The 13,928-nt window shown below is 43.3% G+C and carries 13 protein-coding genes; 3 read left to right on the forward strand and 10 right to left on the reverse strand.

The genetic code is table 11. The features are described 5' to 3' along the window. Positions 1 to 186: 186 nt before the first annotated feature. A complete protein-coding gene (locus tag DFP80_RS14875) occupies positions 187 to 558 on the reverse strand; it encodes a glutathione S-transferase N-terminal domain-containing protein (protein ID WP_113917603.1) in 372 nt (123 codons plus the stop codon). A gap of 266 nt (positions 559 to 824) precedes the next feature. On the opposite strand from DFP80_RS14875, the gene DFP80_RS14880 reads away from it, so the two are divergent. Beyond that, a complete protein-coding gene (locus tag DFP80_RS14880) occupies positions 825 to 1,313 on the forward strand; it encodes an ASCH domain-containing protein (protein WP_206610608.1) in 489 nt (162 codons plus the stop codon). Positions 1,314 to 1,354: 41 nt separating this feature from the next. Here DFP80_RS14880 and DFP80_RS14885 read toward each other — a convergent pair whose 3' ends face one another. Next, entirely contained in the window at positions 1,355 to 2,116 is a 762-nt protein-coding gene (locus tag DFP80_RS14885; RefSeq protein ID WP_113917604.1) for an EAL domain-containing protein, read from the reverse strand. Between the two features lie 242 nt (positions 2,117 to 2,358). Between DFP80_RS14885 and DFP80_RS14890 the strand changes: the two genes are divergently transcribed. Next, positions 2,359 to 3,018 carry an NADPH-dependent FMN reductase gene (locus DFP80_RS14890; RefSeq protein ID WP_113917605.1) on the forward strand — a complete coding sequence of 220 codons (660 nt, stop codon included), beginning with the start codon at positions 2,359 to 2,361 and terminating at the stop codon, positions 3,016 to 3,018. Between the two features lie 381 nt (positions 3,019 to 3,399). Here the strand turns inward: DFP80_RS14890 and DFP80_RS14895 are convergent, their stop codons facing one another. The 4 genes from DFP80_RS14895 to DFP80_RS14910 form a co-directional block, all read right to left on the reverse strand. Beyond that, positions 3,400 to 4,914 (reverse strand): alanine/glycine:cation symporter family protein, encoded by a 1,515-nt coding sequence (locus DFP80_RS14895; protein ID WP_113917606.1) that lies wholly within the window; start codon positions 4,912 to 4,914, stop codon positions 3,400 to 3,402. 257 nt (positions 4,915 to 5,171) lie between these two features. Next, on the reverse strand, positions 5,172 to 7,142 hold the full coding sequence (locus tag DFP80_RS14900) for a tripartite tricarboxylate transporter permease (RefSeq protein ID WP_113917607.1): 1,971 nt from the start codon (positions 7,140 to 7,142) through the stop codon (positions 5,172 to 5,174). 22 nt (positions 7,143 to 7,164) lie between these two features. Beyond that, entirely contained in the window at positions 7,165 to 8,247 is a 1,083-nt protein-coding gene (locus DFP80_RS14905) for a Bug family tripartite tricarboxylate transporter substrate binding protein (protein WP_113917608.1), read from the reverse strand. Between the two features lie 62 nt (positions 8,248 to 8,309). After that, positions 8,310 to 9,371 (reverse strand): 4-oxalomesaconate tautomerase, encoded by a 1,062-nt coding sequence (locus tag DFP80_RS14910; protein WP_113917609.1) that lies wholly within the window; start codon positions 9,369 to 9,371, stop codon positions 8,310 to 8,312. A 117-nt stretch (positions 9,372 to 9,488) separates the two neighbouring features. Here DFP80_RS14910 and DFP80_RS14915 point away from each other — a divergent pair, with 117 nt between their 5' ends. Continuing rightward, positions 9,489 to 10,385 carry a LysR family transcriptional regulator gene (locus tag DFP80_RS14915; RefSeq protein WP_113917610.1) on the forward strand — a complete coding sequence of 299 codons (897 nt, stop codon included), beginning with the start codon at positions 9,489 to 9,491 and terminating at the stop codon, positions 10,383 to 10,385. A gap of 205 nt (positions 10,386 to 10,590) precedes the next feature. On the opposite strand, the gene DFP80_RS20705 is transcribed toward DFP80_RS14915, so the two are convergent. From DFP80_RS20705 to DFP80_RS14930, 4 genes are all read right to left on the reverse strand, one after another. Further along, complete coding sequence (locus DFP80_RS20705) at positions 10,591 to 10,761, reverse strand: hypothetical protein (protein WP_175020623.1); 171 nt, start codon at positions 10,759 to 10,761, stop codon at positions 10,591 to 10,593. Positions 10,762 to 10,775: 14 nt separating this feature from the next. After that, positions 10,776 to 11,732: a class I SAM-dependent methyltransferase gene (locus DFP80_RS14920; RefSeq protein WP_113917611.1), complete on the reverse strand. Its 957-nt coding sequence runs from the start codon at positions 11,730 to 11,732 to the stop codon at positions 10,776 to 10,778. Between the two features lie 174 nt (positions 11,733 to 11,906). Further along, positions 11,907 to 13,301: a PepSY-associated TM helix domain-containing protein gene (locus tag DFP80_RS14925; protein ID WP_113917612.1), complete on the reverse strand. Its 1,395-nt coding sequence runs from the start codon at positions 13,299 to 13,301 to the stop codon at positions 11,907 to 11,909. 141 nt (positions 13,302 to 13,442) lie between these two features. Next, positions 13,443 to 13,916 (reverse strand): DUF2946 domain-containing protein, encoded by a 474-nt coding sequence (locus DFP80_RS14930; protein ID WP_113917613.1) that lies wholly within the window; start codon positions 13,914 to 13,916, stop codon positions 13,443 to 13,445. Positions 13,917 to 13,928: the final 12 nt, after the last annotated feature.

The following is a 13,928-nucleotide window of genomic DNA, read 5'->3' on the forward strand; positions in this document are numbered from 1 at the left end:
AAGGCATTGGAGTGAGGTCTAAAAATGGTAAAACCTTTGGCTGATTTGCTTAATGTTCTTTTTGGCGCCGAGAACTAAGTAATACCTATATTCTGTAATAGCGGAGGAAATATTATATGAAAAAACGGCTTCTGTTTTAGAAGCCGTTTTTTAAGCATTAGGAGGATCAGTTGTGCGTGATAAACGTTAAGCAAAGCGTTTTTCTAGGTAACTGATGATTTCCGAAGATTCGTACATCCATTCCACTTTGCCATCTTGTTCGATTCGTAGGCATGGGACTTTTACTTTACCACCACCTTCAAGCAATTCTGCACGGTGCTTTGACCCTTCTGGTGCGTTACGCTTTTCAATAGGTAGGTTCAGCTTGTACATGGCTCTGCGCGTTTTAGTGCAAAATGGACAGGCAGCAAACTGATAAAGTGAGAACTTTTTAAGTTCTTTATTTATCTCTTCTTGTTCTTTTGGAGCACGTTTTTTCTTAGAGCCACGGGTAACAAGATCAACCACTATAATGATATAGCCTAGTAAATTTCGGATGAGGTTTATTAACATTTTCATGCAGGGTGCTCGCTTGTTCTCAGAACTTAAATCAATGAGGAAGTTTTTAATGGGGTCATTCTAACGGTAAAGTGCTTATCATTTAAGGGCTAGAGAGGAATGTTTTCAATTAGTGTTCTGGAATGTGTCATTATCAAGCTTAAATTGTCGTTACAGCTTTGCTTGTGATGCATCCGGTGAAGTTTAGATTGGTATGGTTGGTGGTATTGTTTGTGTATTCGTTGGTTTAACAGACTGAAATAGGTGCTGACTTTGTAGGAGGGGAGATGAAAATAGAGGTTGAAAATTCCATTGATGAAAGAAGTAAAGAGTATCTTGATGGCTTTCTCCATTCTTTACCTCTAGAGGTTGCTGAAAAATACACTTCGTTTAGTGCAGATTACTACTGTGCCGATGAGTACAATGCCAACATTTGCGCCGATTTGATTGTGCGTGGTGAAAAACGAGCATCCTGTAGTATGAAACATTGGTACAGCCATGAAGGCGAAGCCATGCCAGAGGTTGGTCATTTACAAGTTGTGACCAATTGGGACGGTAAGCCCTTGTGCATCATAGAAATTACCTCAGTTACAGAGTGTCAGTATTGTGATATTAGTGCTGAATTTGCTTCAGCTGAAGGCGAAGGAGATAAAACCTTGGCTTGGTGGCGTGAAGCACATTGGGCGTTTTTTTCCGCGGAGTGCAAGGCATTAGATATCGAGCCAACTGAAGAGATGTTGCTGGTGTTAGAGCACTTTAAGGTGGTTTATAAATAGGGAAATACTAATAAGTTGACCTTCTCACACTTCACTTTGAGTTAATCCCAATTGATCTCGGCAAGCGATTCAAAGCTCGGGCGAGCAAAGTAGTAACCTTGAAATAAATGAATCCCCATGTCTTGCAGTGCATGATATTCGGCTCTTGTTTCGACGCCTTCGGCAACGATTATCATATTCAGTTCGTTAAATAGGTTTACCAAATTTCGTACGATAATTTGGCGTTTTTTATCTTGGTCTATGTTCTTGATTAGCGCCATATCGATTTTGGTGATATCTGTTTTAAGATCGGCGAGTTGGTTCAAGCCATTGAACCCTGAGCCAAAATCATCAGCAGCGGTTAAAAAGCCTTGTTGCTGATAATGCTGAATGATGGATTCTAAATGTTTACTGTCCGTAATTTGTTCGTTTTCCGTGAATTCAAAAATGATCTTTTCTTTTGGAAAGTGATATTCTTCTGCTGCGTTTAACGTAGTTCGAATACAAAGTTCTGGTTTGTAAACCGCATTGGGTAAGAAATTAATGCTAAGAAAGCCGTGTTTGTGAACTTCTAGTTCTGCCGCAAGCTTGATGGCTTTCACTCGACAGCTTTGGTCAAAACGATAGCGATTGGTATCATTGACGTTTTGGAAAACCTGAAACGCACTTTCTCGATTTAAGCCGCGAACCAGTGCTTCTTGTGCAAACACGGTTTTTGTTTGGCTGTTAATAATAGGCTGGAACGCCATAGTAAAGTCGAAGCCTAAGTCACATCCAGCTGAGCATTCTGCGCAGCCTAGCTTTCGGAAGTCCTTTTGTTTCATCTCGCAACTCTCTTGTGTGGTGCTTTTATAAACGGATAGTGGAACGCGCGATGCATTTTAAGTTTACGGTTCCCTATCACGATGATTTCTATAGAATATTAAACAATAGAGCTTTCATTGGTAATTTACCAGAGTAGGACGGTTTCTTTTACAGATTCGCTCCATCATGATGTTTTATTTCATATTTTATTAAAGGGTGTCATTAAAGCATCTGATAACGATAGGGTTTCATAGGTGATTTTATGAAGATTTTGATGTTCCTCGGTACTGTTAGAGACAGCACTCCGCCGCGGCCAGCACGTTTAGGAAAAAGAGTGGCGAAAGCTTGCTTAGCGTCTTTTTCATCTCAGTATGGCGATCATGACATAGAGTTGGTTGACGCTTTAGACTATCCGTTAGAAGCTATTTTCAAGCCTCATTTTTCCTATTCGAAAAGTCAGGCTCCATCTGAGCTGGATGAGCTTGCTAAGAAAATAGCCTCTGCTGATGGTTATATTATGGTAAGTCCAGAATACAACCATTCAATGAGTCCGGCATTGGCGAACTTGCTGAATCATTTTGGTAGCTCTTTGTTTTCATATAAACCAAGTGCGATTGTGACGTATTCTGCGGGGCAGTGGGGTGGTATGCGAGCGGCAATCGGCATGCGAACATTTTTGTCAGAGCTAGGCTGCTTACCAGTGTCGTCTATGATTCATGTACCGAAAGCACAAGATGTCTTTTCTGAAGAAGGGGATGTGCTTGAAGGTGAGAATCAAGCTGAATGGTTTGGTTACTTTGGTCGTACCTTTAAGCAGCTGATTTGGTGGGCTCAGGCAGCAACTAAGCACAAAGCGCAATGTGACCCTCAAGATATGATTAAGGCCTTTACTCAAGATCCTTCACAAAGGAATGCTCCTTAAGGGTATAGAGTTTCCTATGTAATAACGTAGGCTTTTTGGCGACGAATAACATGCTCATTGGCGAAATATCACAAAGTCTAAAGTTGATATGCCAGTAAACATTATTTTGGCTGCATTAAGGTGGGAGAAAGGTTCTAATGTCGTTAGTAGCCCAAGAGCTTTTTGAATTGCTGAAAGTTTCTGGGTCGTGAGGCCGCTTTGATAACGATACTTGAGTATCTCTTTATCCATTGGTGATCTTAAAATGGAATTAGAAGAATAAAACACATTAAAAGGTACAGAGTGAGATGGCTCTCGCCGCGCGTGAATGACAAAAAAGGCCAGTCATACGACTGGCCTTTTTTCTGCCATGGTGATCTAAGATGGCAGAGATCGATGACGTTACTTATTCGCTTCTTTTTCAGCTTGTTGCTTATCGAAACGTTTTTCCCAGAAATCAGCCCCTTCAATACCAAGGGATTTAGGGTCAAAAGTATAGTCTTTAACGCCATTGGCTTTTTGCTGTTCGTAGTCTCTTAATGCTTTCATAGTTGGTTTTGCCATGAAGAAAATCAGCAAAATACCCACAATGTTTAACCAAGCCATTAAGCCTACGCCAACGTCACCAAGGTTCCAGATATAACCGGCTGTGTTGACCGTACCATAGGCCACCATGAACATGATCAATAACTTCACTACAGTCAGTGGAATATTGATTTTCAAGGCACGGCGTAGGTAAGCCACATTGGTTTCAGCAATGTAGTAGTAAGCTAAAATCGTGGTAAAGGCAAAGAAGAACAAGGCCACCCCAACAAATGCAGACCCTGTATGACCAAACACACTTGCTAATGCCATTTGAGTAAAGGCTGGAGAAGCAATGATAGTAGATGGATCAACGTTCTGTACGATGAATTGACCTTCTGCTAGTGCGCCTTGCACATTGTATTGCTGAGTGATTAGGATCATCAAAGCCGTTGCAGTACAAATGAACAGCGTATCAATATAAACCGAAAACGCTTGAACCAGACCTTGTTGTGCAGGGTGTTGTACCTCTGCCGCTGCTGCAGCGTGAGGACCTGTACCTTGACCTGCTTCGTTTGAGTAAACACCACGTTTTACACCCCAACCAATAGCAGCACCAAAACCAGCTTGCGCGGTAAAGGCATCTGAAATGATCAGGCCAAAAATCCCAGGTACTTTATCAAGGTTTAAGAAAACAATGATCAAAGCCATGATGATGTAACCAAATGCCATAAAAGGCACGATTACTTGAGTGAAGTTCGCAATACGTTTAATGCCACCAAAAATGATGAAAGCCAATACGACAAGAATGACAGCAAGTGCCACTAATTTGGTTGAGCTGACTTCACCGAAAGAGCTGGTTACCATAGAGCCTTCACCGAAGACTTGAACAACCGCATTACCAACGGAGTTAGCTTGGATACCTGGTAAGAAAACGCCACAAGCGAGGATAGACGATAAGGCAAACAAAACGCCCAACCATTTCCAGCCTAGACAGCGCTCAAAATAGTAAGCAGGGCCGCCACGATATTGACCGTTTTCGCTAACTTTGTAGATTTGGCCTAAGGTTGATTCAGCGTAAGCTGTGCTGGCACCCAGAAATGCCACAACCCACATCCAGAACACCGCACCAGGACCACCAAAACCAATAGCCGCCGCCACACCTGCAATGTTACCTGTACCAACACGACCTGATAAAGAAACAGCAAGAGCTTGAAATGACGAAATACCCTTATCAGATGGAGTGCTGTTGAACAATAGAGACCACATTTCTTTAAAATGTCGCACTTGCGCGAAACGGGTCAATATTGAATAGAACAAGCCAGCGCCTAAACACAAATAAATTAGGGCAGGGCTCCAAATGACTCCGTTTAAGAAATCAATGAATGCTTGCATAGTTAATCCTCAAATATAAGCTCATAGAGCTTTTGTAATTGTTATATTCCTGACTAAAACGCCAGCTTTCTTTATTAAGTAATGAGCTTAAAAATAAGAAAAAACTGTGCACCTTAGTGGGGCGAATTTATCATGATTCCTTAAAGGACGCTATTTATAAGATTCTAAAAATTTACTTAAGTATAAAAAAATCCCGATATCAAAGTAATATCGGGATAAAAGGCCGGAGTCCCTTTGGAGTAAATTAATGTATCAACTTAGACGATCAAACGAATAGCATCTAATAGGTATTCATCAAACAAACCTTCAGGGTAGTCAACGTGCATGATGCGACCTAAGGTTACTAAGAAGATAACCAAACAAACCGCAATGGTAGAAGACTTTAGGTAGGAGGCTTTTGCGATCAGTCTCAAAAACACCAAAGAAAATACAAAGGTGGTGCAAATAAAGCCGAACAGATAATAGCCATAGGCAATACCAAAGAAGCCCGCAATATAGACAAGGTTTGGCGTTAAACCAGCCGCCACCATTTGGTGTTTTTCTCGGACGGATTTAAAAATCACCATGACGACAGAGAACAGCACAATGGCAATAGCAATCATCGGGAAAGATCGGGTCAATTTCGCCATATCCCAAACATCAAACAAAGCATAACCACCGCAAATGGCAAAGAGGGCGATAATTGCTAGGTCAGCATATGACATGCTGGGTTTATGGTCGGTAGGTGCCACGGCTTTTTCAGCATCGCTGGCCTCTGCTAACTTGGCTTGTTTGCGCTTTTTCAAAATCGGTGGCAAGACAAAACCGATTACAATCAGTGCTGCAATAATAATGACGCCTGGACGAGCAAACCAAGAGGTGCCGTAGAATTGAATACTTTGGAAAAAGTAGTTCTCCGCTCCTGAAGACAGTACAAAACCAATTAGAAACGCTGGCCGCGGCCAGTTTGCCCCCTTCATCATGATACCTAAGCTTGCGACCACGCCCAATAGAATGAAATCGCCTAAGCTGCGTGTCGCCTGGTAAGCAGCAAATAGAATCAGAGTTAAGATGATTGGCGTTAAAACCGAGAATTTGATGTACGTTAATAAAGAGATAGGACGAGTAAAACAAATACAGAAAATCGCCCCTAGAATATTGGCCATCGCTAACGACCATATAATGGTATAAGTCAGATCAAGGTGTGTCGAAATCATCGACACGCCTGGCTGAATGCCAAGTAGCAACATACCACCAAGGAAGACCGCCGCAGAACCAGAGCCTGGAACACCAAACAAGATGGTTGGGATCATACTGCCGGATGCACAAGCATTATTGGCAGATTCAGGGGCAATAACACCACGAATTTCCCCTTTTCCGAATTGTGACGTGTCCTTGCTGGAATTTAACGCAAAGCTATACGTCATCCAATCGACAACCGAACCACCAAGACCTGGAATAGCACCAATTAAGCTACCAAAAACAGAGGATTTACCCACCAAAGGTAGATTCGCAAAGACGTCTTTAAAGCCTTGGCCTAAACCATGCCCCAGCTTGTTTTTAGACGATGCAATGGCGGTATCTTTTACCAAGAGACTGACAATTTCAGGCAGGGCAAAAATACCCAAACCCACTATGACTAAAGGAATGCCATCGTAGAGGTAGTCAATGTCGAGAGTGAAACGGAATTCACCGGTTGCTGGTGCGCCACCAATGGTGCCCACCAACAAGCCGAATCCACACGCTGCAAGTCCTTTGTATAGGTTTCCTCCTGAGAGCGCGGCCACCACACTTAAACCGAGTAGGGTCAGCATGAAGAGCTCGGCGGAAGAAAAAGCCAGTACGACAGGGCGGGCGACAAGGATAAAAACGCTGAGCACGATGGCACCAACAACGCCACCTATCATAGACGATAGGAAGGCGGCTGAAAGCGCGCGTGCTGCTTGTCCTTTTTTCGCTAATGGAAAACCATCCATAACGGTGGCTTGCGATGAGCTTGACCCCGGAATCCCCATTAAAACAGAGGTAAAGGTGTCTCCTGTTGGAATGACAGCGACAAGCCCCATCAGCATTCCAAGACCAACGGAAGGTTCCATCCCATATAAAAAAGGTAATAGTAAAGACATTCCGGCAATACCGCCGAGTCCAGGGATAATCCCTACGACTAAACCAACCAAGACACCTGTTATCAAGTAGGTGAGGTGGCCGATTGACAGTATTTGATCCAGGGCGCTGAGGAACTCAATCATTAATAATCACTCCTAAATCAGATTACAGCGTGTAGTCAAATTTTGTTTTTAACCATTGCGCAACCCATTTGTATAGGTCGGGGGAAATAGTAAGCGCATTGCTCAAGTGCTGTGCAGCATCGATGCCTTCAATATTGGTATAAGGACCAACTTGCACTGCTGATTCCTTAATGAAGGTTGGATCTTTCAGCATAGCGTGAATACCTTTACGGTAAGCCGCAATCACATCACTTGGCGTGTCTGCTGGAATGAAAATAACCTTTTGGAAAGCAAAACCAGCGGCTAAAAACTTAGAGTAAGCATCGTATGCTTCACCAGAAGGTTCTTTACCAAACTTCTGGAAGTATACTTCTTGGAAAGTCGGTAGTTCTGGGAAAGCGGGGTCACGGACAACCTTACCTTCTTTGTTCAAAACACCTAGTGAGAATAAAGGCACGGCTTTATCGTTGTTAACCAGATCCACCACAGAGTTCAAGTAAGCAGAAGACGTTTGGAAGTCGATTTTTGCTTCACCACGTTCAAAGGCTAGACGACCAGCGCCACGGCTTTTCATACCGAAAACAGGTTTAACATCTAAGCCTAACATTTGAAAAGCGATCAATACGGGCAGTTCCAAGCGCGTTGGACCCTGTGAACCAAATGGAAGAGTAACACCGTTCAGTTTATTGATGTCAGCGGCCGATGATACGCCCAAGTTTGGCTGTACGTAAACGACACCGCCTGTTGGGCTGGCCATTAATGGTACCCATTTATCAAAGTTATAGCGAACACGTTTGTCGCCTAACATGAACGGGAACAACGTCGAAGCGGACGTACCAAGAATGTCTTGGCCGTTGTCTTTGGCGCGTTTGTAGAACAGGTTTGTGCCGGTAATGGAACCGCCACCAGGTTGGTTTTTGATGACAACGGTTGGGTTGCCCTCTAGATTTTTGGTTAGATGCGGCGCAATAAATCGAGCCCAAACATCGGTACCACCACCGACACCAAATGGGACTGTCCAATTAATGGTCGAAGGGACTTGTGTTTCTTCAGCTTGGATCGGTGCAGCTACTAAGCAACTGAAAGACAGTATAGAAGCACCTAAGAGCGTAGAAAGTTTTTTCATCGTATTTTTCCTTTCTTGTTTTTATGACTAATCAATACCATTACTAATCTGTATTGAAACGGTTAATTGAGATATACCGTACCGGACAGTATTTTCTTCGCTGTGCGTATCAGTGATACGCTGTTTAACTCTGATGGATTCTCTTCCTTACGTTGAGCGCTAAGCTCGATCTTCCCTGATGGGTGTTCCAAGGTGAAAAAGGACGTATTTTCCTTATCACCAATCAGTTTTGACGCCACTGTGCCTGGTAAACAACATGCGGTGACAATGGCAATGCTGCCCGTCACAGCAAGTGCTTTATGGCACTTGTGAGGAACAAAATAACGTGCACAAACCGTCCCGCCCTGAGAGGCTGGTGAGAGCAAAATTGGTTTTGGGATAACGGAATCAGATACGTCTCCCATGCCCATTAATTCGCCTGCTTGTAGACGAATATTCTCGAGGCGCGACATGAATTCATGGTCTTCATCCAATTCAGACGGGGATTCGTGTCCTGTTTTGCCCATGTCAGCGGCATTGATAATCACCACAGGTGTGGCCGCATCGATGCAAGTGACCTCGACGGAATCAATTTGATTTGTCTTATGGCCTGTCGGAAGTAACTTACCTGTTTTCGCTCCTTCAACATCTAAAAAAGTGAGCTCAATGGGCGCTCCAGGGGAGTTAGTGCCACTGATGGTAATATCGCCCTGGTACTCCACTTGGCGATTTGGCGTCAGTACGGTTGAATGAATAATTTTACCCGTATTCAAGTTGTGAATGCGCACTGTGGTTTTGTCTTGTTGAGCAGGGAATAAACCTGTTTCAATGGCATAGGGTGCAACACCTGCGAGCATATTGCCGCAATTGGGCGCGAAGTCGACCTTTTTTTCGATAATGCTGACTTGCGCAAACAAATAATCCACATCCGCCTCTGGGTGAGTCGATGGGCCTACTATAGCCACTTTGCTGGTTAAGCTGTTGCCACCACCAATGCCATCAAGCTGAAGTTCGTGACCAGACCCCATTACCTTCATCAAAATATTTGCACAGGCTTCTCGGTCTACAGGCAAATCAGACATGTTGAAATAAGGGCCTCGAGAGGTGCCGCCACGCATAATCATGCAGGAGATGGTTTGTGACATTGAGATAGACCTTTCTTGTTGTTTGAACTTAGCGCTAAAGTCTCACATTCGTTATTGCTGCATCAAATGCAAAGATAGTGCATAATTGATGCGTAAAACAAATCAATAGGAGCAGCCATGCATCAAATCGAATTCAAAGACTTGGTTATTTTTATCCGCATTGCTGAGACTGGAAACTTCCATGATGCCGCAGAATTAACGCATTTGTCTCAACCAGCGCTGAGCCGTCGGATGCAAAAATTGGAAGCTATTTTGGGTGTGCCCTTGTTTGAAAGAACGACGCGAAAAACGTGGTTGACATCGGTTGGTCGAGAGTTTTTACCTAAAGCAAGGCGCATGGTGGAGGAATTTGAGCTGTCCGTTTTGGGCATAAAAGACATGGCTTCGCAGCAAAAAGGTAAGGTCACCATTGCTTGTATTCCCACTGCCGCCTTTTATTTTCTACCAAGTGTTATCAATGTGTTTAACGAACGTTATCCTGGTATTCGTATTCAAATTTTGGATGAAAGTGCCAATCACGGATTGGAATCTGTTATTCGTGGTGATGCGGATTTTGGGATCAATATGGCGATTGCTCAACATCCCGAAGTGACGTTTACTCCCTTGTTAGATGACCCGTTTGTGGTGTGTTTACGTAGGGATCATCCACTGTGTGATCTGCAAGAAGTGTCTTGGGAAGACATTGCGCCTTATAAGTTAATCAGTGTGGGGCGGGCCAGTGGTAATCGTATTTTATTAGACAAATCCTTGGCCCGTGATCAAGTAAATTTAAACAGTTTTTATGAAGTACAGCATTTGTCCACTTCCCTTGGGTTGGTGGAGATGGGCTTAGGAATTTCCATTGTACCGAAATTGGCAATGCCTCTGAGTACCGCATCGGTTCTGACATCACGGCCTCTAAAAGGTCAGCAAATTGATCGTTCGATTGGCTTGGTGAAGCGAAGTTCGACATCGCTTTCTCCTGCGGCAGATTTGTTTATCAATATCCTGCTCGAACGTTGGTCTGTGAGTTGATTTGCTATGAAGTCATATGTGTCTGATGAAAGAGATGCTTCTATATTCTGTGTTTTGCTGGCTTTCAATTTGTTGTTGTGACATTCGTCGCGCTATTGTCCCTAGAGTGATGCCATCATAATGGCCTCGGTTGGGTTTGCTTGAGTATTAGAGTTATTAGTTGAGGTAGTAATAATGGCTTATTACTACCTTGAGGCATATTGAATCAGTCTTTCTTCTCTATCGTTATTTCAAGTGTTTTGCTGTTCCCAGCGTACCATTTTTGCACATATAGTGTTCCCATGATGGGGGCTTTTCCCTCTTCTGGTATTTCTTGGTAGCGTACGCTGTTTTTGGTTTCTTTCTCGTATTCGAATGTGACTGTTGTCTTAGACATTGTTAATTCCTTAATTAGTTAACTTTTTCATCAAGTGTTTTTTGAAATATAAGCGCTTTTAGTCCGCTTTCGATATCTATATCTAAAAATTCTGGTGGATTATCCAGTCTATATTGATATACGAGGCTTGGTGCTTCTTCACGCATACCATCTATTAAAAACTGCGCAGGAATGCTCGGGTCATTAACACAGGCTAGAACTTGGCCGTTTGGTGTTAATAGCTCTGGTAAACGGCGCAATATTTTTTGATAATCTTTAGTCAGAGCAAAGCTGCCACGTTGGAATGTGGGTGGGTCTATGATGATAAGGTCATATTCACCATATTTTTTGATTTTTCCCCAAGACTTGAAAATATCATGGGCGAAAAATTTCACGTTATGCAAATCATGTTGATTTAGGCGATGGTTTTCTCTGCCACGGCTCAAAACAGCTTTGGCCATATCTAGATTGACGACAAAGTCAGCTCCGCCAGTGATAGCGGCTACCGAAAAACCACAGGTGTAAGCGAATAGGTTCAAGACGCGCTTGTCTTGGCTATTTTCTTTCACCCAACGTCTTCCATTTCGCATATCTAAGAATAGACCTGAATTTTGGTTTTTCCCTAGATCTAGTTGAAAACGCAGACCTGCTTCATTAACGATTTGTTGCTCTTGATAATTTCCCCAGAGGCATTCCGTTGGGCTTCGCTCACGGCTACGATGCTGAAGTAATAGAGACTGTGCTTTGCAATAGTTCCATTCGGCTTTACTTGTCCAATTGCTGATTTCGTCATTGAGCTTAGCTAAGTCGTGCGAAGAGGGCTCTTTAAACAGGGAAACGAGAATTTGGCCTTCTAGCCAATCTACAGTGATTTGTTCTAAACCTGGAAAACAGCGTCCTCGACCATGGAATAGACGCTGGGCACCTTCTGGTCGTTGAGCTAGCTTAAGCAAAACGTGTTCTGTTAGTGTGGCAAATGACTGCGTATCCATAAAATATGTATTCTGATGCTGATGAAATAAGAGCTCGTATTTTACTGATAACAAGCCAAGAGGCCAGAAAAAGCCAAAATTAGGTTTGTGTAGAAGAAGGCATTAGGTATTGTGGCAGAAAATATTCACCGAGCCATGATTAGCTCGATGAATATAGGGTAGCGGCTAATAGCGTTATTGACGCTTCCAGCGATAAAAGTCAATGAACAAAAAGGCAAGTAAGCTAACACCCATAACAGGTAAACTGAACCCTAGTGCAATGGCGATTAATGAAGTCACCCATTTTTTTGAAGTGGACATTCTAGCCCACGCTTGCAGTAATGGCTTGGATGTTGACCCTGCTTGTGGTCGACGAATCCACCACATTCTGTAACCCCAAATAATCATGAAGCATAAAGATAAGCCAAATGCAGTGAGTATGATTTGGTTTACAACTCCAAATAATATTCCCATATGGGCATCGATGCCCCAGCGAATCAATTTAGCAACAATGGGGAAAGTGGCAAAATCGGCACGGCTGGTGACTGTCATTGTGTTGGCATCAATGGCGACACTGTCGACTTGTGTAGGCCAAGAACGATCAATTTCTCTGACAAACCAAGCCTTGTCGGTTGCACTAGAAGGTTTTATTTCGAGCTTGTTCGCGTCAATACCAGCATCTCTTGCGGCTTTTAGAACACCATCGAATAGCAAATCAACATTCTCAAATTTTTCCGCAACGTGTTTTGTTGCTGTCATACCTTGATGGCTTGCATGATTTAGATGGTCAGCATGTTCATCAGATGTCATTGTTTTCAAGCTATTCGTGCTGAGATCTCTATCGACAGAAGGCGTTACCCAACCGATGGTAGAACGCAGTGTTCCAATGTTGGCACCGGCCCATTTTGACCAAGTTAAGCCAGTAACTGAAACAAAGATCAGACCAACGAAAAGGCAAAGCCCTACTTGATAGTGGCGACGGCGCTTACGCAGATGTTCTGTTTTGTTCGCGAATTCTGCTTTGTTTTTCTTACCGCCTTTATACCAGAGGAAGAGCCCCCCAAGAGCTGCAATCCAAAGCCAAGAAGCGGCAAGTTCACTGTAATAGCGCCCAAACTCTCCTAAAAGTAACTGACGATGCATAAAATCGATAGTTGTTCTAAGTGGAAGAACACCGCTTGTTCCATAAACGGGCAAGTTTCCTGTGATATCAAGTGTGATTGGATCAACGAATATTGCTCTAGCGCCAGAGTGTTCTGCACTTGAATCTAAGAACATAACACGGGTTGTGTCGCCTTGTTTTGGTGCTGGTCGGACAGCAAATAGAGTTAGATCAGTGGCTAATTGTGATTTCGCTGCAGCAATCTGCAAAGCAAGAGGTTGGGGCTCACCGACACTTTGGGTGGTCAGCGCATCCTTATAAATGGCATCTTCAATTTGAGGCGTAATTACATAGATAGTACCTGTAAGGGCGGCAACAAAAATGAAAGGGCCGATGAATAGGCCAATATAAAAATGCAGTCTTGTAATTAAAAGGAGCATCGCATTCGAAGAAGATTCAGATGCTGTGTTATTTGTTTTTATCGACATAGTAGTTTCTCGTCTTATAGAAAAGGGCAAAACAACGCCTCTGAGTAAAGATCTCACTTTTCTATCATCATAAATGACGCGCACACAAACTCGTGATCAGTGAAGAGTCAGAGTGGGGCAGCGTTGTGCACATGGTTCGAATTAAACAAAAATAACAGGTGGCGCTCTAGGCTGAATGGAAGAGAAGGGCACATGATACTTGTGCGAAATAGTTGTCGTTACTATGTCTGGGTAACGGCTTTGGTTTAGAGGGATTAACTCGAAAGTTTTGGCGTCAATCCAATTTAGATGGAACAGTAGAGAGCAGTAGCCACAAGCTTCTAAGAGGTTAGCATTTTCGCCGTGGTCGTGATGTTCATGATGGCTAACCTTAGCTGAATTTAATGGGGGCTGTTTACTGCTTTCTTGCTCAGAAAGCATGTTTGCATGCTTGTGTTCTCCAGAGTGCATGTTCATAGACATGCTCTGCATTGGCATCATGCTTTGATGTGGGGAAAGCGCGTTGCTTATTTGCGAGAACAACGGACCAAAATAAATAAGAAAAACGGCAAATAAGCTAACACACACAGCGAGCTGTGTGTGTGCCTTTCTATTGCTCGTTAATTCAAATTTCATGGCGCTTGTATC

The organism is Marinomonas rhizomae (assembly GCF_003315485.1).
GTDB lineage: Bacteria > Pseudomonadota > Gammaproteobacteria > Pseudomonadales > Marinomonadaceae > Marinomonas > Marinomonas rhizomae.

Bases quoted from the DNA above. Each gene is read 5' to 3' on its own strand.
- DFP80_RS14885 (WP_113917604.1), bottom strand. From the start codon at position 2,116: ATGAAACAAAAGGACTTCCGAAAGCTAGGCTGCGCAGAATGCTCAGCT.
- DFP80_RS14915 (WP_113917610.1), top strand. From the start codon at position 9,489: ATGCATCAAATCGAATTCAAAGACTTGGTTATTTTTATCCGCATTGCT.
- DFP80_RS14920 (WP_113917611.1), bottom strand. From the start codon at position 11,732: ATGGATACGCAGTCATTTGCCACACTAACAGAACACGTTTTGCTTAAG.
- DFP80_RS14890 (WP_113917605.1), top strand. From the start codon at position 2,359: ATGAAGATTTTGATGTTCCTCGGTACTGTTAGAGACAGCACTCCGCCG.
- DFP80_RS14880 (WP_206610608.1), top strand. From the start codon at position 825: ATGAAAATAGAGGTTGAAAATTCCATTGATGAAAGAAGTAAAGAGTAT.
- DFP80_RS14910 (WP_113917609.1), bottom strand. From the start codon at position 9,371: ATGTCACAAACCATCTCCTGCATGATTATGCGTGGCGGCACCTCTCGA.
- DFP80_RS14875 (WP_113917603.1), bottom strand. From the start codon at position 558: ATGAAAATGTTAATAAACCTCATCCGAAATTTACTAGGCTATATCATT.
- DFP80_RS14930 (WP_113917613.1), bottom strand. From the start codon at position 13,916: ATGAAATTTGAATTAACGAGCAATAGAAAGGCACACACACAGCTCGCT.
- DFP80_RS14900 (WP_113917607.1), bottom strand. From the start codon at position 7,142: ATGATTGAGTTCCTCAGCGCCCTGGATCAAATACTGTCAATCGGCCAC.
- DFP80_RS14895 (WP_113917606.1), bottom strand. From the start codon at position 4,914: ATGCAAGCATTCATTGATTTCTTAAACGGAGTCATTTGGAGCCCTGCC.
- DFP80_RS14925 (WP_113917612.1), bottom strand. From the start codon at position 13,301: ATGTCGATAAAAACAAATAACACAGCATCTGAATCTTCTTCGAATGCG.
- DFP80_RS20705 (WP_175020623.1), bottom strand. From the start codon at position 10,761: ATGTCTAAGACAACAGTCACATTCGAATACGAGAAAGAAACCAAAAAC.
- DFP80_RS14905 (WP_113917608.1), bottom strand. From the start codon at position 8,247: ATGAAAAAACTTTCTACGCTCTTAGGTGCTTCTATACTGTCTTTCAGT.